Source organism: Enterococcus sp. DIV0970a, assembly GCF_051711265.1.
GTDB lineage: Bacteria > Bacillota > Bacilli > Lactobacillales > Enterococcaceae > Enterococcus_D > Enterococcus_D casseliflavus.
Map to the genome: position 1 here is coordinate 3,140,001 of NZ_JBIOMF010000001.1, position 22,133 is coordinate 3,162,133.

Consider the following 22,133-nt stretch of genomic DNA (forward strand, 5'->3'; position numbering starts at 1 on the left):
TTCGGCGCAGGGTCACTCGACTAGTGAGCTATTACGCACTCTTTAAATGGTGGCTGCTTCTAAGCCAACATCCTAGTTGTCTGTGCAACCCCACATCCTTTTCCACTTAATAGTTATTTGGGGACCTTAGCTGGTGGTCTGGGCTGTTTCCCTTTCGACTATGGATCTTATCACTCACAGTCTGACTCCCGGATATGAATGAATGGCATTCGGAGTTTATCTGAATTCGGTAACCCGAGATGGGCCCCTAGTCCAAACAGTGCTCTACCTCCATCATTCTCAATTCCGAGGCTAGCCCTAAAGCTATTTCGGAGAGAACCAGCTATCTCCAAGTTCGTTTGGAATTTCTCCGCTACCCACACCTCATCCCCGCACTTTTCAACGTACGTGGGTTCGGTCCTCCAGTGCGTTTTACCGCACCTTCAACCTGGACATGGGTAGATCACATGGTTTCGGGTCTACGACAACATACTCATTCGCCCTATTCAGACTCGCTTTCGCTACGGCTCCGTCTCTTCAACTTAACCTCGCATGCTATCGTAACTCGCCGGTTCATTCTACAAAAGGCACGCTATCACCCATTAACGGGCTCTAACTTGTTGTAGGCACACGGTTTCAGGATCTATTTCACTCCCCTTCCGGGGTGCTTTTCACCTTTCCCTCACGGTACTGGTTCACTATCGGTCACTAGGGAGTATTTAGCCTTGGGAGATGGTCCTCCCGGATTCCGACGGAATTCCTCGTGTTCCGCCGTACTCAGGATCCTCCTAGGTGTTATCCAAATTTCGCCTACGGGGTTTTTACCCTCTTTGACATACTTTTCCAAGTATTTCGACTATCTGAATAGACTACCATATCGGAGTCCTACAACCCCAACAAGCAAGCTTGTTGGTTTGGGCTTTTCCCGTTTCGCTCGCCGCTACTCAGGGAATCGAATTTTCTTTCTCTTCCTGCAGGTACTTAGATGTTTCAGTTCTCTGCGTCTACCTCGACTGCGCTATGTATTCACGCAGACGTAACATCCTATAAAAGATGCTGGGTTCCCCCATTCGGAAATCTCTGGATCATAGCTTACTTACAGCTCCCCAAAGCATATCGGTGTTAGTCCCGTCCTTCATCGGCTCCTAGTGCCAAGGCATCCACCGTGCGCCCTTATTCACTTAACCTTTGACCTTACGGTCGGTTTTGAGTACTTCTTCTAGCGATAGAAGGTTGCTCAAGAAAATAAGCGTTGAACTTATTAAAAAACTCTTTTAACATTTCAACTCGGTGTGTGTTACTTGTTTTGATTATTTCTTCGATATCCAGTTTTCAATGAACAAAGCATAACGACCATTGTCGTTAATGGAGCCTAGCGGGATCGAACCGCTGACCTCCTGCGTGCAAAGCAGGCGCTCTCCCAGCTGAGCTAAGGCCCCGGGTATTTACTTGAGAGTAGACCTCTCAAAACTGAACAAAGGCAAACGATGTGTAGTCTTCCGAAATATTCCTTAGAAAGGAGGTGATCCAGCCGCACCTTCCGATACGGCTACCTTGTTACGACTTCACCCCAATCATCTATCCCACCTTAGGCGGCTGGCTCCAAAAAGGTTACCTCACCGACTTCGGGTGTTACAAACTCTCGTGGTGTGACGGGCGGTGTGTACAAGGCCCGGGAACGTATTCACCGCGGCGTGCTGATCCGCGATTACTAGCGATTCCGGCTTCATGTAGGCGAGTTGCAGCCTACAATCCGAACTGAGAGAAGCTTTAAGAGATTAGCTTAGCCTCGCGACTTCGCAACTCGTTGTACTTCCCATTGTAGCACGTGTGTAGCCCAGGTCATAAGGGGCATGATGATTTGACGTCATCCCCACCTTCCTCCGGTTTGTCACCGGCAGTCTCGCTAGAGTGCCCAACTAAATGATGGCAACTAACAATAAGGGTTGCGCTCGTTGCGGGACTTAACCCAACATCTCACGACACGAGCTGACGACAACCATGCACCACCTGTCACTTTGCCCCCGAAGGGGAAGCTCTATCTCTAGAGTGGTCAAAGGATGTCAAGACCTGGTAAGGTTCTTCGCGTTGCTTCGAATTAAACCACATGCTCCACCGCTTGTGCGGGCCCCCGTCAATTCCTTTGAGTTTCAACCTTGCGGTCGTACTCCCCAGGCGGAGTGCTTAATGCGTTTGCTGCAGCACTGAAGGGCGGAAACCCTCCAACACTTAGCACTCATCGTTTACGGCGTGGACTACCAGGGTATCTAATCCTGTTCGCTCCCCACGCTTTCGAGCCTCAGCGTCAGTTACAGACCAGAGAGCCGCCTTCGCCACTGGTGTTCCTCCATATATCTACGCATTTCACCGCTACACATGGAATTCCACTCTCCTCTTCTGCACTCAAGTCTCCCAGTTTCCAATGACCCTCCCCGGTTGAGCCGGGGGCTTTCACATCAGACTTAAGAAACCGCCTGCGCTCGCTTTACGCCCAATAAATCCGGACAACGCTTGCCACCTACGTATTACCGCGGCTGCTGGCACGTAGTTAGCCGTGGCTTTCTGGTTAGATACCGTCAAGGGATGAACATTTTACTCTCATCCTTGTTCTTCTCTAACAACAGAGTTTTACGATCCGAAAACCTTCTTCACTCACGCGGCGTTGCTCGGTCAGACTTTCGTCCATTGCCGAAGATTCCCTACTGCTGCCTCCCGTAGGAGTCTGGGCCGTGTCTCAGTCCCAGTGTGGCCGATCACCCTCTCAGGTCGGCTATGCATCGTTGCCTTGGTGAGCCGTTACCTCACCAACTAGCTAATGCACCGCGGGTCCATCCATCAGTGACGCAAAAGCGCCTTTCAACTTTCTTCCATGCGGAAAATAGTGTTATACGGTATTAGCACCTGTTTCCAAGTGTTATCCCCTTCTGATGGGCAGGTTACCCACGTGTTACTCACCCGTTCGCCACTCTTTTTCTTTCGGTGGAGCAAGCTCCGGTGAAAGAAAAAGCGTTCGACTTGCATGTATTAGGCACGCCGCCAGCGTTCGTCCTGAGCCAGGATCAAACTCTCATAATGATTTGTTTGAATGACCATACGGTCATTAAGCTCATAAAAATTAACTTTGCTAGCTATTGCTTGCATGTATTTGTTCCAATAAATTGAAACGTCCTACACATTGGTTCGTTTGCTTGCTTTGTTCAGTTTTCAAAGGTCTACCGTGCTGTGTTAGCAACTTTTATATTATATCAGGGTGGCATTTAATTGTCAACTCTTTTTTAAAAGTTTTTTCGCTCGTTGTTTTTCAACTTCGTAGCGGCTGTCTCAGCGACTTAATTAGAATAACAAATGATTTGTTATTTGTCAACAACTTTTTGCAATTAATTTTGTTGATGTATCAACATCAATTAACTATTTTAAAATTGCGACTTCGTTATAATATCATCTGTCGAGCTGTGCGTCAACTACTTTTTTCAATTCTTTTTAGGAATTCATTTAGTCATTTGGCACATGTAATAATATACCAACTAAATCCCTTGCGGTCAATCATTTTCTATGGCTTTTTTCAATTTTTACAAACCCGTCTAATCGCATTGGATCCAGCTTTTATCGTTCGCATTTAATCCGTTTTCTGGCAACTATCGTGGCGTTTTCCCCTCTAATTCCTCGCTGTTTTTCTCCCTGATCCAGCAGACAAGAAAAAAAGCCGCCCATCTCTTGCGAGTGGACGGAGTTTTTTTATCTCATTGTTGGGAATAATAAAACGTCGCGAATCGATTGCGCATCTGTCAACAGCATCACTAAGCGATCGATCCCGATCCCTAATCCACCAGTTGGCGGCATACCGTATTCAAGTGCTTCTAAGAAATCTTCATCCACCCCATGGGCTTCATCATTTCCTGCTTCGCGCTCTTTTTCTTGCCCTTCAAAACGTTCTCTTTGATCGATTGGATCATTTAGTTCCGTGAAGGCATTCGCAAATTCACGACCAACGATAAATAATTCAAAGCGGTCGGTAAAGCGTTCATCTTCTGGATTCTTTTTCGCTAATGGCGAAACTTCCACTGGATGACCGAAGACAAAGGTTGGCTGCTGTAACGTTTCTTCAACAAATGTCTCAAAGAATTCATTGATGATATGGCCAACAGTCATGGCATCAGTGATTTCAACATGATGTTCTTTCGCTAAGCTGCGGGCTTCTTCAACGGACATTGGTTGCCAGAAATCCACACCTGTTTGATTTTTGATTGCATCGACCATATGGATTCGTGCAAAATCGCTAGCTAGATCGACTTCTTGTCCATCGTATTGGATCGTTGCTGTATGCAAGACTTTTTCAGCAGCATTACGGATAATGCCTTCGGTTAGATCCATCACATCTTTAAAATCTGTATATGCCGTATACGCTTCTAGCATCGTAAACTCAGGGTTATGGGTCGTATCGATTCCTTCATTTCGGAAAACGCGGCCGATCTCATAAACTTTTTCCATGCCGCCCACGATCAATCGTTTTAAGTGAAGCTCAAGAGCGATCCGTAAATACAGATCCATGTCTAAGGCATTGTGGTGGGTAATGAAGGGACGAGCCGCTGCACCACCCGCTTGATTATGCAATACTGGCGTTTCGACTTCGATATACCCATGACCGTCAAGGTAACGACGAATTTCGCTGATGATTTGGCTTCGTTTCATGAAACGATCAAAGCTTTCTTTATTACTGATCAAATCCAAGTAACGTTGACGGTAGCGTTGTTCTACGTTCGTCAAGCCATGGTATTTATCAGGCAATGGACGCAATGCTTTTGATAAGATCACGATTTCTTTGGCTTTGATGGTCACTTCGCCGGTATCGGTCTTCATGATCTCGCCAGATACGCCGAAGAAATCACCTAAGTCTGCGTGTTTGAATACTTCGTAAGGTTCATCCCCTACTTGGTCTTTACGTACATATATTTGAATACGGCCTTCGCGGTCTTGTAAATGCGCAAAACCAGCCTTCCCTTTTCCACGTTTTGTAACGATTCTTCCTGCAATGCTTGCTGAAAGATTCATTTCGGCTAATTCTTCTTTGGTTCTTTGATCAAATAACTCATGTAACTCGGCAGAATTATGGGTGCGTTCGAATCGCTTGCCAAAAGGATCAATGCCTTCTTCCCGTAGTTTTTCCATCTTTTCACGGCGAACCAACATTTGATCATTCAATTCTTCTTGTGTTTGTCGTTCCTCTGTCACGAGTTTTCCTCCATTCTTAACTTGGGTTTCCTTCTTATAATGCCAATGATGACACAAAAAATCAAGCCGAACTTTCGAATCGACTTGATTTGTTTCTTATTCCTTAAGAGTTGCTAGCGGCTGTTTTTCGGTCTTTTCCACAAATGCATCTAATAAATCAAAAATCGTCTGCTTATCTTCCGCTTGGTTGATTGCCGCTTTGACTTTGGCTGCCCGCGAAATACCTTTTAAGTAGTACGCAGCATGTTGACGAAATTCTCGCGAAGCGATTTTTTCCCCTTTTAGATCAGCCAACCGTTCTAAATGAAGTTTCGCTGTCGAAATTTTTTCTCGTGGTGTTGGTTCCGGCAATAACTCGCCTGTCTCCAAGTATTGCTTGGTGCGGTGGATCATCCACGGATTGCCTAACGCTGCCCGTCCGATCATCACTGCATCTGCACCGACTTCTTCCAACATTCGTTTGGCATCTTCAGGGGTTTTGACATCGCCGTTGCCCATAAAGGGAATCGTGATACTTTGCTTCACTTGTTTCAACACGTCCCAATCAGCCGATCCTTCATACATCTGTACACGGGTTCTGCCATGCATACCGATCGCTGCGGCACCCGCTGCTTCTGCGGCTTGGGCATTCTCAACCGCAAAGACGTGCTGCTCATCCCAACCGATCCGCATTTTGACGGTAACGGGCTTGTCGATCGCACTGGAAACAGCATGGACCATTTCATAAACCTTGTCGGGATCTAAAAGCCACTTCGCACCAGCTTCTGCTTTGATGATTTTGTTTACAGGACACCCCATGTTGATATCAATGATATCGGCAGTTGTGTTCTCTGCGACAAATTGCGCTGCTTCTACCAAAGATGCTTTATTCCCACCAAAAATCTGAATACTAAGAGGATGCTCCGTCTCGTCAATAAACAGCATCTCAAGGGTCTTCTTATTACGCAGTTGAATCCCTCGGTCACTAATCATTTCACAGACGACTAAACCCGCGCCAAATTCTTTGACTGTCACACGAAATGCAGAATTGGTGATCCCTGCCATTGGCGCAACGACGACGCGGTTAGGAATCTCAACCGAGCCGATCTGCCATGTCTGTCTATCTTTCACTTACGCTTCCGCCTCTTTCTTCAATGCCGCCAATTCCGTTTCATCAAAATGATACTTGTTGCCACAAAATGAGCAGACTGCCTCTGCCCCGTGGTCTTCATCGATCATCGCTTGGATCTCGTCAGCCCCTAAGGTGATGATCGCTGTCGCAAATTTTTCTTTCGTGCAATCACAATGGAACTGGACGGGCATTTTTTCTAGTACTTCGATCGTCGTATCTGGCAACAATGTCGCTAAGATCTCTTCTGGTGATTGGCCTTCATCGATCAAGGTTGATACTCGAGGCAATTCTCCCAAACGTTTTTCGATGGCATCAATGATTTCTTCACTGGCACCAGGCATGATCTGTAGCATAAAACCGCCGGCTGCCCGAATCGAATCATCGGTTTCTACTAATACACTTAGACCAACAGCAGAAGGAATCTGTTCTGACACTGCTAAATAATAAGTAAAGTCTTCCCCAAGCTCCCCAGAGACGATCGGTGTTTGTCCAGAGAAGGGTTCTTTTAGCCCTAAGTCTTTGATCACGGTAAAGATCCCTTGGTCACCCACTGCGCCCTGAACATCCAATTTTCCTTGAGGGTTCAACGGCAGACTGATCTGCGGATTTTTTATGTATCCTTTTACGTCCCCACGACCATTGCTGTCTACGACGATTGCCCCAGCAGGACCATTTCCTTGGATTTTGACGGTCAATTTGTCTTCCCCTTTTAAGGTACTGCCTAATAACAAACTTCCCACCATCGCTCGCCCTAAAGCAGCGGATGCCGTATTCCATGTTTCATGGCGTCGTTGTGCTTCGGCGATCGTTTCTGTTGCCGATACGGCGTATGCTCGGACGAAGCCGTCATATGCTAGTGCTTTTACTAAATAATCCTTCATCTTGATTCTCCTTTTTATTCATTAATGAATCATACTAGGAAGCGCCGCTTTTTTCAACTGAATGTGTTTGAATTTAAGGAAAGTCTTCTTAAATAGAAACAAAAAGGCACCGAGTTTCCTCGGTGCCTTGATACGTCTTATTTTAGGCGTTATCATCTTTGTTTTCTTGATCAGTCGGTTGGCTTTCGCTATTGCGGCGAACATCTTCCAATTGTTGATCAAAATCGTTTGATGGTGCATCTTCGCTGTGTTTTTCTGCAGCTTGCTTCTCTGCATCTTTTTCTTCCAGCGCACGTTTCGCTTCTTCAAACGTTTGAGCTTTTTCACTAGGATACTCAGAGCTTTCGGTTCCTTCAGGCATTTTGCCTTCTTCAAACAAGGATTTGATTGCTTTGGCATCTAATGTTTCATGTTCAAGCAGTTTTTCAGCGATCAATTTGTGCTGTGCACGGTGTTCTTCAATGATTTCATGGGCTTTTTGATGAGCATCCATTAAAATCTTGCGAACTTCTTGATCGATTTCAAAGGCAACTTGTTCAGAGTAAGCTTTTGTTTGACCATAATCACGACCGACAAAGACTTGATGGTTTCCTTCATATTGAACTGGACCTAATTTGTCGCTCATTCCATATTCTGTCACCATGCTTCTTGCAAGCGCAGTTGCTTGTTCAAAGTCATTGGAAGCACCTGTTGATTGTACCCCGAAGATGATTTCTTCAGCCGTACGTCCACCAAGCAACCCAACGATTTGTTCAAACATATCTTCTTTGGTCATCAAGAATTGATCTTCTTTCGGCAAGGCGATCATGTAACCACCCGCACGTCCCCGAGGAATGATCGTTACTTTGTGTACCACACGGGCACGACTCAAGACTAACCCAACAATGGTATGTCCTGCTTCATGGTAAGCAACCATTTCACGTTCGCGTTTGTTGATGACCCGATCTTTCTTCGCAGGACCAGCGATCACGCGGTCTTCTGCTTCATCGATATCTGAAGCATCGATTTTTTTCTTGTTACGACGAGCAGCAACTAATGCCGCTTCGTTCAAGACGTTTTCCAGATCCGCACCGGCAAAGCCTGGTGTTTGTTGGGCAACAACTTTCAAATCAACATCATCTGATAATGGTTTGTTGCGGGCATGGACACGGAGGATCGCTTCACGACCTTTCACGTCTGGACGACCAACCAAAATCTGACGGTCAAAACGACCTGGACGCAGCAACGCTGGATCTAGAACATCCGAACGGTTCGTTGCGGCAATGACGATCACGCCTTCATTCCCATCAAAACCATCCATCTCAACCAATAATTGGTTCAATGTTTGTTCCCGTTCATCATGCCCGCCACCCATACCGGCACCACGTTGGCGACCGACGGCATCGATTTCATCAATAAAGATGATGGCTGGTGCATTTTTCTTCGCTGTTTCAAATAAGTCACGTACCCGGCTTGCACCGACACCGACAAACATTTCAACGAAATCTGAACCAGAGATCGAGTAAAACGGTACGCCAGCCTCACCAGCAACGGCTTTGGCTAGTAACGTTTTCCCGGTTCCCGGAGGTCCCTCAAGTAAGACACCTGCTGGGATACGAGCACCTAATTCAACGAAACGTCGAGGATCTTTCAAGAATTCCACGACTTCGACAAGCTCTTGTTTTTCTTCTTCTGCGCCGGCTACGTCTGAAAAACGTACGCGGTTGGCTTTTTTATCCGCTTCTTTGGCTTTTGATTTGCCAAAGTTCATCACACGGCCGCCACCGCCACCGCCGCCACCTTGTTGGCTCATCATCATGTAGAAGAAGAAAATGATGATCACAAGTGGTAAGAAACTAACCAAAAGCGATAACCAAATGCCGCTGTTGGATTCTTCTTCGATGGTAGTTTTGACCCCTTCTGCCGAGGCCAAACTAGTGACTTCGCTCAATGTAGAATCATTTGGTAAAATGATCGTTGAAAAGCGGGTCGAACTCGCCTGTGTATTGCCTAAAACAGACAAGCTGTTGTCATTGCTGACGGTTTGTTCTTCATTGTATTCACCCACGATTCGATACACACCGTTAGCGGGTTGAACAGTAAACTGTTTGATCTTCCCGTCTTTCAGTTGCTCTGTAAACGTGGAGTACTCGATCGTTGGGGTCTGCTGATTGCCATTTCCAAAAATGAAATATACGACCATGACCATCGCCAACAAGACAAGTACATAATATAAGGTATTTTTTACCATACCGTTATTTTTCTTATTCATGCGTACCTCCCTGGCTATTTTGTTTTATCAATCCTGACCATTTAATTGTATCACAATTGATTTAGAACAGTCACTAATTTGACTGATAAACACTAGGTTTTAAGACGCCAACGTAAGGTAAGTTTCGATATTGCTCTGCATAGTCCAGTCCATATCCAACAACAAACTCATTTGGCACATCGAAGCCGACATAATCTGCATCGATCTCAACGACACGACCTTCTGGCTTATCTAATAACGTTACGATTTTCACTGATTTCGCTTTACGGTATTTGAATAGATCCACCAGATAAGCCAATGTGCGACCGCTGTCAATGATGTCTTCAACGATCAAGAGATCACGGCCCTCAACATTTGTATCTAAATCTTTGATGATCTTGACTTCTCCAGATGAAATCATGGCATTGCCATAACTTGAGACATCCATGAAGTCTAACTCCAAGTAACAATCCATCTCACGGACGATGTCTGCCATGAAAGGAACGGCACCTTTCAGCACACCTACGACTAGAGGATTTTTATCCGCATAAGCCGCCGTTAATTCTTGACCAAGTTCCACACAACGATTTTTGATTTCGTCACGGGAAATCAAAATTTTCTCAATATCTTTATCTAGCATAAAGTTCTCCTTCCAACTCTTACTTCTGATATTTATAAAGAAGTATGTAGTGTATTTTATCAGTTTCTGGCGCAATACTCAAATAGGAAAATGTATGAGGTAGTAAGGCAATCACCTCTTTTTCAAGGTTTGTGACGACCCAACTTTTTTCTCGCACTTCATTAGGAATTTTTGAATCGATAAAAAAACGACTGATCTTTTTGGTCAGACCACGAGCCAAGCGGATTCGGTCTCCCGGCTGGCGCTTACGCACCACCAGCTCAGAGGAATAGTTTAGCGGTAAATCTTGGGAAAACTCTGACCAATTTGTGATTTTTTTGGGAATATGCTGTTCATTTATCGGAAAATACCCAATCCATTCCTTTTCAGAAAGATAGATCCCCTCCCCTAAAACCAGTCGCTGACTAACTTCTGTCAACGGCGCTGCAGGCTTTTGGGGAACAGTAACAGGTTCCAATAACAATTGGTCATAACTGCGCCGCAGCTGCCACTGTTTGTGCAACGCCAATTGCCATTGCCCTTTCTTTTCATCCAGCAGACGCAATAACTGCGACAGCTGTTTTTGATTGAGGGGCTGCTTCGTGAAAGCCTCTGCTTGCTGTAAAAAACCCGCATAGAAAAAATAGCGTTGCGCTGGCGAAAACGTCGGCAGCTGTTGCAGATCGATCACTAAGCGAGCAGCTTGCTGTTGAACGAATGCAGACAACCATTGCTGCTGCTCTTGTTGGATCAGCTGATTGGCGAACTGTACTTCTTCAGAAAGCTGTTGAAAATGCGGCAGCAGCTGCGGATTTTCCGCTTTTAAGGCTGGCACTACTTGCTGGCGTAGTCGGTTTCGCAAATACAGCGGTTCGTGATTGCTTTCGTCTTCAAAGTAGGGAATCTGCTGTGCTTGCGCATAGTCGTAAATCGCTGCCTTGCTGACAGTAAGCAGTGGACGCAACAAGATCCCTGTGTGAAAAGGCTGCTGCTGTTTCATCCCGCCAGCCGATCGCAAGCGCCCTTCTCGCATCATCTTCATCAACATCGTTTCTACTTGGTCATCACTGTGGTGAGCAGTCAGCAAAACATCATAGCCTTCTTGAGACATGACGTCGGCAAAAAATGTATAGCGAAAGTTTCGAGCGCTAGCTTCTACGCCGGTTTCTGGCGGATTTTCCCAACACCGTTCATAAAAAGGAATGCCGCGTTCTTGGCAGTACTGCCGTAAAAAAGCCGCTTCCTTGGCAGATGCTGGACGCAATTGATGGTTCACATGTGCCACACCAAAACATGGCTCTTTTTGCATTTCAGGAAACAACTGACAAAAGCTCTGCAACAAGACCATCGAATCGACGCCCGTCGATACCGCCAGCAAAAAGCGGCGGTTTTTATCAGGATCGATGGCAGTGAGTTGCCCTCGAACGGTTTGAATGACCATCGTTTGACCTCCTTTTCATTTGGTAGACCCACAAGAAAGAAAGCTGAAACAAAACGAACCAACAGTTTTGTTCCAGCTTTTTCCAACTTGCTATTCATGTTTAGTTACGGCGTCCGCCGCGGCCACCGCGTTTTCCTTCTGTATTTCGACGTAATGACGAAAGACGATCATCACTATCTTTTAGAAAAGAACTCATCAATGAATCGAAGTCTTGTTTATTTACATTCGTATTTTGATTGCGTGAAAAAGATTTTTTCGGATTTGGTCGATTGAATTCTTTTTTCGGGTATTCACGTTTTTCTTCCGGTTTATCTTCTGCTTTGCGGATCGATAGGCCGATTTTTCCATCGTTGCCGATTGCCGTAACAAGTACTGTCACTTCATCCCCAACAGACAACACGTCGTGAATGTCTTTGACGAATCCGTTTGATACTTCACTGATATGCACCAAACCAGTTTTCCCTTCACCAAGATCAATGAACGCACCAAAATTTGTAATACCAGACACTTTGCCCTTTAGTTTCGCTCCAACTTCGATTGACATATAAAAAATGTTCCTCCTAATTTTTACCCATTTAAAATAATTCAAACTACTGCGCTGAGTAGGTATGACATTGCTTAATCTTGTGACTCTGTGGATGATGATTCTTGTCCGCTTTGCGAAGAACGCTCATTGGTGTTTTGAGAATCCGTCCCGTCTGGCAAGACTGGATAGATTTTTTCGCCATCTTTTGAGTAGAAGAATCGGCTGCGGGCCAATTTTGCCACATACTCATCGTCTTGCAGCAAGGCAACGTCTCGCTCCAGTGAAGCCACCTTTTGTTCTGCCTCTTTTTGTTCGGCGACTGTTTCCGCCTTATATTCCTTTAGCTTTTGCAGGCGCATTTGATCGTTGAACATTTGAATCCCTACGATTGCAAATATCGCTAATGCCGCCACGAAAAACGCCACCAGCCGACGTCGGCGAAACACGACTTGTCGCCGCTCTTTTTCAAACTTGGCAAATTGCTCTTTCGCATAATCGGTCTGCAATAGTTCTATTTTTTTATTTGATTCTTTTGCCACCTGAACTCGCTCCCGTCGCTGTCTTTGTTTTTTACATTATACCAACATCCGCAAAGCTTGTCTAACTGAAAATGCCGTAAAAATCAAGCATTTTCTGAGATTCTTTCCTCTGAAACGATCTCATACATTTTTGCAGCGTCTTCTTTTTTCGTCGATTCATGCAATTCATTGACTTTTACTTCCAAGACCTTATTCCCGAATTGAATACGCATGGTATCGCCTACTTTGACGTCACTGCTTGACTTGGCTAATTTGCCGTTGATCTGAATGCGTCCCTTGTCTGCCACTTCTTTGGCCACAGAGCGACGCTTGATGATACGGGAGATTTTAAGAAATTTATCTAATCTCATGTTTTTCACCTCTTCTTAATAGTTTCTTTCCAAATGGAACTAACAGCCATTCGCGAATCGTTAACAATTTGATTTTGATCGCTGCCCCGATAAAGGCTGCGCCTCCCAGACCGACACCGCCTAGGCAAAAAAGCAGTGCCTGTAGTCGATGGGTCAAAGGACCGTTCAATAAGATCGCAACGAAGCTATAATATAAGAATAGCACGCTTGCCATGATCCCTAAACAAATAAATAGTTTTTTTCCATAATTTCCTTCATGCCAAAAGTGATTGATGCTGCTTTGTGCTCGACGCTGTTCGGAAACCACAAAACAGCATAAGGTCGCGCCTAACCCCAACAGTGTACTGATACTCGCTCCTGCAGTCCCATACGAAGCAGTCAGCGGCCACATCGATAGACATTTGATCAAAAGACCGATCCCCGCAGCGAGCAAGCCGAAGGTATAGGTATTGCGACTTTGTTGAATGCTTTGATAGGCTTGGATCGTCGCCATCAGAGCGATAGAAAAGACAAACAATACCAGCGCCGCATTGCCAGAACCGTCTTTGAATAAGGCAAAGTTAATATAAGGCAGCAAAATCGCTAAGCCCACGGCAGAAGCCGAAGCAATCCCGATCGTTAGGCGCAAATACATTTTTGCCGACTTTTCAAACAGCTGCTGATTTTTTACCGTCAAATACTTGGTCAACGTTGGCAAAAACGTCGAGCTTAACGCCATCGCCACCACAAGACCTAGTTGGACGAGGGGTTGTCCGCGATCATAGATCCCTTTTGAAATTCGGGCTGCTTGTGCCGTCATCCCCCCCGCTTCTAGCGCATTGGTCAATAAAAACGAATCCGCTAACTGGAACAAGATCAAATAGCCGCTATAAATCGTCAACAGACCGCCTTCTAAGAAGAACCGTTTCTTCAACGAGGCGGATAAACCAGCGGGATTTTCTCCTGTACTGGTGACTGGTTTATGCCATAGCGATAAGCGTTTGCCGTTGATTTGTCGGCTATAATAACTTAAGATCCACCACGCCGCAAGGCCCCCGACTAAGGCACCCATCATGGCGACAGTCCCCGTTTGATAAATCGTCCAGCCCAATTGCTGGAAAGCTGCCGCAGCACCTAAAATCACACCAACTCTAAGCAGCTGCTCTACGACTTGGGAAACTGCTGTCGGCACCATTTGCAAATTCCCTTGAAACATTCCTCGATAAAAGGTCAAAGGCGGGACAAATAAGAAGGTAAAAGAAACGACTCGAATCAAGCCCGCCAGTTGGTGGTCCCCCATCACTTGCGCGATCGGACCAGCAAATAAAAAGGTCACCGCCCATAAACTGATCGCAGACCAAAGCACGAAAGGCGTCAACGCTTGCAGCCGTTCCTTGCTTTTCAAAGGATCGGGTTCTTCAGCGACGATGCGGGAGATAAACTGTGGCAACCCTGACAACGCTAACGTCATCGCCAATCCATAAATCGGATAGACTTGTTGATACACATAAAACCCTTCGTCCCCTACCAGGTTCTGAAAAGGGACCCGATAAACGGCACTTAAGATTTTTGCGATAAAGGAAGCGATCGTTAAAATAAACGCCCCTTCCATCGTACGCTTCAATTGTGATTTCGGCATCCCTCTGGTTCCTTTCTAGCCTTGGCTGGCGTATTTTTGTTCCCGTAACGCTTTGACAAAATCTTGGATTTCTAATAGCCAGGTGCTTTCCTTCATCACTGGCGGAATCTGTAATTTGATGGTCATTTGCTCATGATCGACACCCATCGTGGCTTTTAATTTAGTAGCTTTCAATGCTTCAAACAGCTGCTCCACCGAATAATTTTTCGTGCCGACTTTACTCAAAATAAACGACACCGTCTGCTGCTGCTTACGGATAGTTTCTAACAAGGCACGATCGCCGTTCATCTTGATCTCGCCCACCGTTAAGAGATGCGCCACTTCTACAGGGTATTCACCGAAACGGTCTAACAGATCATCTTGAAGTTCATCAACTGCTTCTTGGGATTCCAGCTCACGAATTCGTTTGTAGATCTCGATTTTTTGCCGTTCGTCTTCAATATACGAAGTCGGTAAGTAGGCATCGATCCCCAGATCGATCTCGACGGTCGTTTTTTCTGTTTGGGTATTTTTCCCTTGTTTCCGAGTGACTGCTTCAGACAGCATTTGCGAGTACATGTCAAACCCGACTGCATCGATAAAGCCGTGCTGCTGCGCCCCCAATAGATTACCCGCTCCACGAATCGAAAGATCTCGCATCGCGATTTTGAAACCTGACCCCAACTCGGTAAAGTCCTTAATGGCTTGCAGCCGTTTTTCACTGACTTCATTCAACACTTTTTGCTGTTCGTACATGAAATACGCATAGGCGACCCGATTGCTCCGACCGACACGGCCGCGCAGCTGATACAACGTCGAAAGCCCCATGTAATCGGCATTTTCCACAAACAACGTATTGGCATTGGGAATATCCACACCGGTTTCAATGATCGTCGTCGTCACCAACACATCGTATTGCCCTTCAATAAAGTCAAACAGGGTATTTTCCAATTGAATCTCGGTCATTTGCCCGTGGGCATACGCGATTCGTGCGTCTGGCACTAACGCCTGCAGTTCTTCGACTTTTCGCTCGATCGTATCGACACGATTATAGAGATAAAACACTTGACCTCCCCGTGCCATCTCCCGTTGGATCGCTTCTCGCACTGCTCCTGGATTCATCTCCATCACATAGGTTTGGATCGGGTAACGATTTTCTGGTGGTGTTTCGATCACAGATAGGTCCCGTACCCCCAGCATCGACATATGCAATGTTCGTGGGATCGGCGTTGCCGTCAACGTCAACACATCGACTTGCGAACGCAGTTGTTTCAAGCGCTCTTTGTGTTTGACCCCAAACCGTTGTTCTTCATCGATCACCAATAAGCCCAAATCAGCAAACTCGACATCTTTTGACAATAATCGGTGGGTCCCCACCAAAATATCGACTTGCCCTTTGCGCACTTGCTCGATCGTTTCATTCTGCTGTTTTTTCGTCCGAAAACGACTCAGTACCCCAACATTGACGGGGAATCCTTCAAAACGATCGACCATCGTTTCATAGTGCTGCTGCGCCAAGATCGTTGTCGGTACTAAGAAAGCCACTTGTTTGCTTTCTTTGATCGCTTTAAAAGCAGCCCGCAGCGCCACTTCTGTTTTCCCAAAACCGACATCCCCGACTAACAAGCGGTCCATCGGCTTTTCTTTTTCCATATCCCGCTTGATCTCTGCCGTACTGCGCAGCTGATCATCGGTTTCCGAATACGGAAAGGCATCTTCAAACTCTTTTTGATAGGCATCGTCTGGTTGAAAGGCATAGCCTTTTTCTGATTCGCGTTTGGCATACAATAAAATCAAATCATCTGCAATGTCTTCAATTTTAGCCGTCACTTTGCGCTTGGTCTTCGCCCACTCGCTGCCACCTAATTTATTGATTTTCGGTGTTTTCGATTCGGAAGCCACATATTTTTGAATCAAATTCAGTTGGGTGACTGGAATAAAGAGCTTGTCTTCGTTTTGGTACAAGATCGTCATGTAATCTTGGTGGACGCCATCGACTTCTAAGGTTTCCATGCCGATGTACTTCCCGATCCCATGATTCGCATGGACGACATAATCGCCCGCTTTTAACTCATTGTAGCTTTTGAGCCGTTCCGCATTGGTGACATTTTGCCTGCGGGCTCTTTTTTTGTTCATCTTTTGGAAAATTTCTTTTTCCGTAACCACCACTAGCTTGTCTTGCGGCATTTCAAAGCCGCTTTGCAAACGTTCCACCACGATTTGGGTGCGTCCTGTAAACAGGCGATCTTGTTGCGTCTGCACGGCATAGATATCATGATCTCGCAGATCTTGCTCTAACTTCTTGGCCCGCTCTTGGTCACTGACCAGAAAAATCACCGTCTGCTGCTGCTTCTCCCAGCGATCGATTTCAACTTTCAAGAGACCCATTTGGCTGAAAAACTGCTGCATCGGCCGGTATTGGAATTGATGGATCGCTTGGAAGCGAATGTTCCCCATTCCTTTTTGGAATAAAGAAAAGAAGCTGGTCACAAAGGTTTCTTTTTGCAGCAGCTGATGGACATCGATCCCGAATTGCTGTTCAGAAAAGACTCGCAGCTCCGCTAATTTTTGGGTATGCCACTCCGCCTCTTCCCGTTCGATCTCACGATTGGTCTCCATGATCCGAGCATAATCATCGATCATCAAAAAGGCATCTTCAGAAAAATAATCTAAGACACTCGTTTGCTGACGATACAGTAAATCCGTGTAATAACGGGCACTTTCACCAGGAATCCCTGCTTGCCATTGAGAAGCCAACTGGCCAAAATAATCTTCTAAAAAGGCGCGATCGGTTGCTTCTTTGGTGACTGCCAACCGTTTGTTCAATAATTCTTGCAGCTGCTTTTGCCCCGCAGCTAAATCTTCCGCTGAGAAAACCAATTCGGTAGTGGGTAAAATAGCCACTTGCTGCAGCGTTTCCACTGAGCGTTGCGTTTCCACGTTGAAAGAACGCATCGAGTCGATTTCTACATCGAATAACTCGATCCGTACGGGATATTCGGCGTTTAATGGATAAATATCGAGGATGCTCCCACGAATACTGAATTCGCCAGGTTTGCCAATCATTGACTGACGTTCGTAACCCATCAAGATCAATTGTTGCGGCAAACGCTCTAAATCGATCTCATCGCCGATCTGCCATTGAAATTGATTGGCTAACCAGGTTTTCTTTTCAGGCAAATACTTTCGCAAAGCCGCTACCGGCAACACATAGATCCCCGTTTTCCCTTGAGAAACAGCATTCAGCGCTGCCACGCGTTCTTCTCTGGCTTCTGGTGAAGAAAAAGCCATTTCGGCTGACAACACTTCATCCACTGGAAAAACATAGACATCTTCCGTCACATTGCGCAGATCTTCGGCTAGTTGATTTGTATAATAGAGATTTGGGGTCACGACGATCACTTGTTTTTGAAATGCCTGATACACACCAGTGATCGCTAATGTTTTTGCCGATCCAGCTAGACCGGTCAGTAATTGCCGGGGGGCCTGTTCACGTAAACCTGTATGCCAAGCCGCCACTGTCGGCACTTTATTTATTAATTCAATTAAATCCATCTCGGCCCTCCTTAGTTAAATCGATTCATTGTGGCAAGAAAGTCGCCGTTGGTCAAGTAATCACTACTTGCCTCGACCGCTTTATCAATACTTTGTAAAACGATGGGCAGGTCGTCTTTTGCAAAAGGACTCAGGACATGATTGACCACGGTTTGTCCTGGACGTGGACGATCGATCCCGATTTTGATACGGTCAAAGACTGTTGAATCCAAATGAGCGATCAAACTCTTGATCCCATTGTGGCCACCTGCACTGCCTTTTTGGCGCAAACGAATTTTCCCTAATGCTAAATCGAGGTCATCATAGACCACCACTAGTTCTTCTTGGTAGATGCCAAAATAGGTCATCAACGGGCCTACCGCACGACCGGATTCATTCATGAAAGTTTGTGGTTTGACCAAAAGGATTTTTTCACCATTCAAGAAAAACTCTGCCACCTCTGCTTCAAAAGCCGACTTTTTAAAGGTTGCTTGGTACTTTTGTGCCAACGCATCCACTACCATAAAGCCAACATTATGTTTGGTTTTTTCATATTTTTTGCCAGGATTTCCCAAGCCTACAATCATTTTCATTTTTTATTTACGCTCCATTATTTCTAGTTTCAAGCTGATTCTTCATCTATTTTATCGGTTTTCTTATCCAAACACAAAATACTGGGCACACAAATGCGCCCAGTTCTTTTGCTTAGGTAATTATAACACGAAATGGACTGTTATGGTGGCACCCTCTTGCTCAGTTTTTATCTTTCTTAACGAATCTTAATAAAACCTTGATATATATTCTTTTTGACGTAATAACAAAGAAAGCATTTACAACTGAAACAGCGATATTTTGTGTAATATTGTTGTGCAAATCACATGACAAACATACTTGAAAATGGTAGGATGATAGCGAGTAAAACAATTATGCGGAAGGAATGATACACAGATGACTGCAAAAACGAACAAAAAAGATCACCAAAAGGTAATTCTTGTTGGAGACGGTGCGGTTGGTTCTAGTTACGCGTTTGCGCTGGTGACCCAAAACATTGCGCAAGAAGTCGGAATCATTGATATAAATACAGCAAAAACAGAAGGCGACGCAATTGACTTGTCCCATGCTTTGGCATTTACTTCCCCTAAAAAAATCTATGCCGCTTCTTATGAAGATGCACATGATGCTGATTTAGTCGTTATTACTGCTGGTGCGCCTCAAAAACCAGGCGAAACCCGTTTAGACTTAGTTCATAAAAACTTGAAAATCAACCGTGAAGTAGTTACCCAAATCGTTGATTCAGGCTTTAACGGAATTTTCTTAGTTGCAGCAAACCCAGTCGATATTTTGACTTATTCTACTTGGAAATTCTCAGGCTTCCCGAAAGAACGCGTTATCGGTTCAGGTACCTCATTAGACTCTGCCCGTTTCCGTCAAGCATTGGCTGAATTGGTCGATGTCGATGCCCGTAACGTCCATGCCTATATCTTAGGGGAACACGGCGATTCAGAATTCCCTGTTTGGTCTCATGCCAACGTAGCTGGCTTACAAATCTATGAATGGGTCAAAAACAACCCAGACATCGATGAAGAAGCAATGGTCAACATTTTCTTCAGTGTTCGTGATGCAGCCTACACCATCATCGAGAAAAAAGGTGCGACCTTCTACGGGATCGCGGTAGCCTTAGCACGGATCACTCGTGCGATCTTAGACGATGAAAATGCTGTTCTCCCATTATCTGTGTACATGAACGGCGAATACGGCTTAAACGACTTGTACATCGGTGCGCCTGCAGTCATCAATGCCCAAGGGATTCAAAAAGTAATTGAGATCCCATTAACAGATGGTGAAAAAGACCGGATGGCCGCTTCGGCAAAACAATTAAAAGATATTCTTGATGAAGCTTTTGCAAAATTAGATGCGGAAGACAATCAATAATTTCTTTTCCCTCGTGTTAAATAGTCAATTTTAGTTAGTCAATTATGCGACTGAACGAATCCTCCAGCTCACTCTTTTTCAGAATCCTTTGATCAAGATGGCTTGCTGCCGATTCGTTCAGTTTTTTTATCGTAAGAAATGCGTTTCTACAGCTTGCCTAAAGATAGTTTAAGAATTTTCTATTTTTCATGGAAGTTTCATTTGCCATATTCGCTTTCCCGTGGGAATATGGTATGATTTAAGCGTTATTATCTATTATGCCATTAGAAAAAAAGGAGTAGTTGAATGACTCGTTCAAACAAACATACTGACGCCAAGAATAATACGAAGAAAATTGTTCTGATCGTTGTGGCTGCTTTACTCGTAGTGATCGCTGGCGGCTATACCTACCGAAGTACATATTATGCAAACCGTTTTCTACCAAAGACTGAAATCGATGGGATCGACATCAGCAACAAAACCGTTGTCGAGGCCAACGCCCTGCTGCATGATCGCTATTCACAAGAAGACTTTACCATCAAAGATGGTGATAGCGAATGGAAAACAGTCAACCTTGCTCAATTTGGTTTGCAGACGGATTTCACCGATGAGCTGCAATCATTAAAAGATGAACAAAACCAGTGGAGCTGGGGAATGGCTTACGTTTCGGCTGCCGAAGAAAAAACATTAGACAATCTCTCAGTAGACCAAGACACCTTGACTAGCGAGACCAACACGATCCAAAAAGAACTCGAAACCTTAAATGAAGATCGTACCAAATCGGCTGATGCCACGTTGGAAAAAGGCGAAGACGGCTTTTCTATCAAATCAGAAGTTGACGGCGATGCCATCGATGTTGACAAAGCAGTGGCAGACTTGCAAGAAGCCATCGTCAGCGGCGAAAAGGAACTGAATCTCGTTGATTATGTCACAAAACCAAGTGTGACCGCCGATGATCCAGACTTAACGAAAGAAATGGATTCGTTGAATAAAATCGCCAAAGTAACTGGCAATTATACGATCAACGGAAATACGTTTCAAATCCCAAGAGAAACGATCATGGATTGGCTCTCTTATAAAGACGGCAACACAACGATCGACGAAGACAAAGTACGAAGCTATGTCACATCAATCGGCGAACAATACAATACTAGCACCAATTCTTCGACCTTCAAAAGTACCAAGCAAGGCGAAGTGACAGTCCCAGCCGGTACTCTTAGCTGGACGATCCAAACCGATGCAGAAACAGAAGCATTGATCGAGGCGTTAAAAGCTGGCGAAGACTTCACGCGTACACCGATCGCTCAAGGAAGCACCGATGCAGGCAGTCCGCTGTTTGGCAACACCTATATCGAAGTTGATCTAAAAAACCAACACATGTGGTATTACAAAGACGGACAGCTTGTTCTTGAAACAGCCATAATTTCCGGAAAACCAGCCACACCAACACCAACTGGCGTCTTCTATGTCTGGAACAAAGAAGAAGATGCAACCTTGACTGGTGAAGATTATGCGTCCCCTGTTGATTACTGGATGCCCATCGATTGGACTGGTGTCGGTATCCATGATTCTGATTGGCAGACGGAATACGGTGGCGATCTTTGGAAAACCCGTGGTTCTCACGGCTGTATCAATACTCCGCCAGGCGTGATGAAAGAATTGTACAGCAAAGCCGAAGTCGGGACACCCGTGATCGTGATTTAATCGAAAAAGAATCAAACCTTTTTATAGACGAACCAAAAGCTGCAAAAGAAAATCTTTTGCGGCTTTTTTGTTGTCTCCCAAATGTTCCTATTTACAAAGAACGATTTAATTAATATACTTAATTAACCATTTTAATTAATAAGGAGAATCATTTTGGAAAAAGTCGTTTTTATTGATCGTTCTACTTTAGCTGGAAGTCTGATTAAAATTTTCGCCCGCAACATCCAACTGCTGTCAGAGGATCAAATCAGCGTAACTGTTGTGACACCAGAACGTCTGGCGAATTATCGTTTTGCGCAAGAAAAACTCGTTTTGGTCGATCCCTTGCTTTCTTTAACAGATCCGATGATCAAGCAGGCCATCCCACCACGCATCAAGCGCCTTTCGTTTCCCGTCAATCATTACAGCGGGATGAATACTGAGGCCATTCTAGAATTGATCCAACAAGCATAACCTAAAAAGGCCGACGGAAACCAATGGTT

General features: G+C 45.1%; 15 protein-coding genes, 1 tRNA gene and 2 rRNA genes (1 of these 18 only partly in view). 3 read left to right on the top strand and 15 right to left on the bottom strand.

The genetic code is table 11. The features are described 5' to 3' along the window. The 15 genes from IGK14_RS15260 to pth form a co-directional block, all read right to left on the bottom strand. Positions 1 to 1,166 (bottom strand): 23S ribosomal RNA (locus IGK14_RS15260) (it extends 1,749 nt beyond the left edge of the window). A 179-nt stretch (positions 1,167 to 1,345) separates the two neighbouring features. After that, a tRNA-Ala gene (locus tag IGK14_RS15265) sits at positions 1,346 to 1,418 on the bottom strand. Between the two features lie 76 nt (positions 1,419 to 1,494). Continuing rightward, positions 1,495 to 3,054 (bottom strand): 16S ribosomal RNA (locus IGK14_RS15270). Together the 16S and 23S rRNA genes with 1 tRNA gene alongside form the textbook arrangement of a ribosomal RNA operon. Positions 3,055 to 3,714: 660 nt before the next feature. Further along, a complete protein-coding gene (lysS, locus tag IGK14_RS15275; RefSeq protein ID WP_005230758.1) occupies positions 3,715 to 5,208 on the bottom strand; it encodes a lysine--tRNA ligase in 1,494 nt (497 codons plus the stop codon). A 96-nt stretch (positions 5,209 to 5,304) separates the two neighbouring features. Further along, positions 5,305 to 6,318, bottom strand: coding sequence for a tRNA dihydrouridine synthase DusB (dusB, locus tag IGK14_RS15280; RefSeq protein WP_005230757.1), 1,014 nt, complete (start codon positions 6,316 to 6,318; stop codon positions 5,305 to 5,307). Beyond that, positions 6,319 to 7,200 (bottom strand): Hsp33 family molecular chaperone HslO, encoded by an 882-nt coding sequence (hslO, locus tag IGK14_RS15285; protein ID WP_010749001.1) that lies wholly within the window; start codon positions 7,198 to 7,200, stop codon positions 6,319 to 6,321. A gap of 142 nt (positions 7,201 to 7,342) precedes the next feature. Then, positions 7,343 to 9,451 carry an ATP-dependent zinc metalloprotease FtsH gene (gene ftsH, locus IGK14_RS15290; RefSeq protein WP_010749000.1) on the bottom strand — a complete coding sequence of 703 codons (2,109 nt, stop codon included), beginning with the start codon at positions 9,449 to 9,451 and terminating at the stop codon, positions 7,343 to 7,345. Between the two features lie 73 nt (positions 9,452 to 9,524). After that, positions 9,525 to 10,070, bottom strand: a complete 546-nt coding sequence (hpt, locus tag IGK14_RS15295) for a hypoxanthine phosphoribosyltransferase (protein WP_005230750.1) — start codon at positions 10,068 to 10,070, stop codon at positions 9,525 to 9,527. A gap of 19 nt (positions 10,071 to 10,089) precedes the next feature. Further along, a complete protein-coding gene (gene tilS / locus IGK14_RS15300; protein WP_010748999.1) occupies positions 10,090 to 11,490 on the bottom strand; it encodes a tRNA lysidine(34) synthetase TilS in 1,401 nt (466 codons plus the stop codon). 100 nt (positions 11,491 to 11,590) lie between these two features. Then, positions 11,591 to 12,034 (bottom strand): S1 domain-containing RNA-binding protein, encoded by a 444-nt coding sequence (locus IGK14_RS15305; protein WP_010748998.1) that lies wholly within the window; start codon positions 12,032 to 12,034, stop codon positions 11,591 to 11,593. 74 nt (positions 12,035 to 12,108) lie between these two features. Continuing rightward, positions 12,109 to 12,555 (bottom strand): FtsB family cell division protein, encoded by a 447-nt coding sequence (locus tag IGK14_RS15310; RefSeq protein ID WP_005230746.1) that lies wholly within the window; start codon positions 12,553 to 12,555, stop codon positions 12,109 to 12,111. An 83-nt stretch (positions 12,556 to 12,638) separates the two neighbouring features. Then, positions 12,639 to 12,905 (bottom strand): RNA-binding S4 domain-containing protein, encoded by a 267-nt coding sequence (locus tag IGK14_RS15315; RefSeq protein ID WP_005230745.1) that lies wholly within the window; start codon positions 12,903 to 12,905, stop codon positions 12,639 to 12,641. Continuing rightward, positions 12,892 to 14,523: a polysaccharide biosynthesis protein gene (locus IGK14_RS15320; RefSeq protein WP_010748997.1), complete on the bottom strand. Its 1,632-nt coding sequence runs from the start codon at positions 14,521 to 14,523 to the stop codon at positions 12,892 to 12,894. The genes IGK14_RS15315 and IGK14_RS15320 overlap by 14 nt, the downstream gene beginning before the upstream one ends. Positions 14,524 to 14,538: 15 nt before the next feature. Then, positions 14,539 to 18,057 (bottom strand): transcription-repair coupling factor, encoded by a 3,519-nt coding sequence (gene mfd / locus IGK14_RS15325; RefSeq protein ID WP_010748996.1) that lies wholly within the window; start codon positions 18,055 to 18,057, stop codon positions 14,539 to 14,541. Between the two features lie 11 nt (positions 18,058 to 18,068). After that, entirely contained in the window at positions 18,069 to 18,629 is a 561-nt protein-coding gene (gene pth, locus IGK14_RS15330) for an aminoacyl-tRNA hydrolase (RefSeq protein WP_005230721.1), read from the bottom strand. Positions 18,630 to 18,984: 355 nt separating this feature from the next. Here pth and IGK14_RS15335 point away from each other — a divergent pair, with 355 nt between their 5' ends. From IGK14_RS15335 to IGK14_RS15345, 3 genes are all read left to right on the top strand, one after another. After that, complete coding sequence (locus tag IGK14_RS15335; RefSeq protein ID WP_005230720.1) at positions 18,985 to 19,968, top strand: L-lactate dehydrogenase; 984 nt, start codon at positions 18,985 to 18,987, stop codon at positions 19,966 to 19,968. Between the two features lie 285 nt (positions 19,969 to 20,253). Continuing rightward, positions 20,254 to 21,651: a L,D-transpeptidase family protein gene (locus tag IGK14_RS15340; RefSeq protein WP_010748995.1), complete on the top strand. Its 1,398-nt coding sequence runs from the start codon at positions 20,254 to 20,256 to the stop codon at positions 21,649 to 21,651. A gap of 153 nt (positions 21,652 to 21,804) precedes the next feature. Next, on the top strand, positions 21,805 to 22,104 hold the full coding sequence (locus IGK14_RS15345; protein WP_010748994.1) for a hypothetical protein: 300 nt from the start codon (positions 21,805 to 21,807) through the stop codon (positions 22,102 to 22,104). Positions 22,105 to 22,133: the final 29 nt, after the last annotated feature.

What these genes read in the sequence shown, in the direction of transcription:
- pth (WP_005230721.1), bottom strand. Translation starts at nt 18,629, where the DNA reads ATGAAAATGATTGTAGGCTTGGGAAATCCTGGCAAAAAATATGAAAAA.
- IGK14_RS15340 (WP_010748995.1), top strand. Translation starts at nt 20,254, where the DNA reads ATGACTCGTTCAAACAAACATACTGACGCCAAGAATAATACGAAGAAA.
- IGK14_RS15335 (WP_005230720.1), top strand. Translation starts at nt 18,985, where the DNA reads ATGACTGCAAAAACGAACAAAAAAGATCACCAAAAGGTAATTCTTGTT.
- IGK14_RS15305 (WP_010748998.1), bottom strand. Translation starts at nt 12,034, where the DNA reads ATGTCAATCGAAGTTGGAGCGAAACTAAAGGGCAAAGTGTCTGGTATT.
- hpt (WP_005230750.1), bottom strand. Translation starts at nt 10,070, where the DNA reads ATGCTAGATAAAGATATTGAGAAAATTTTGATTTCCCGTGACGAAATC.
- IGK14_RS15320 (WP_010748997.1), bottom strand. Translation starts at nt 14,523, where the DNA reads ATGCCGAAATCACAATTGAAGCGTACGATGGAAGGGGCGTTTATTTTA.
- IGK14_RS15315 (WP_005230745.1), bottom strand. Translation starts at nt 12,905, where the DNA reads ATGAGATTAGATAAATTTCTTAAAATCTCCCGTATCATCAAGCGTCGC.
- mfd (WP_010748996.1), bottom strand. Translation starts at nt 18,057, where the DNA reads ATGGATTTAATTGAATTAATAAATAAAGTGCCGACAGTGGCGGCTTGG.
- ftsH (WP_010749000.1), bottom strand. Translation starts at nt 9,451, where the DNA reads ATGAATAAGAAAAATAACGGTATGGTAAAAAATACCTTATATTATGTA.
- hslO (WP_010749001.1), bottom strand. Translation starts at nt 7,200, where the DNA reads ATGAAGGATTATTTAGTAAAAGCACTAGCATATGACGGCTTCGTCCGA.
- tilS (WP_010748999.1), bottom strand. Translation starts at nt 11,490, where the DNA reads ATGGTCATTCAAACCGTTCGAGGGCAACTCACTGCCATCGATCCTGAT.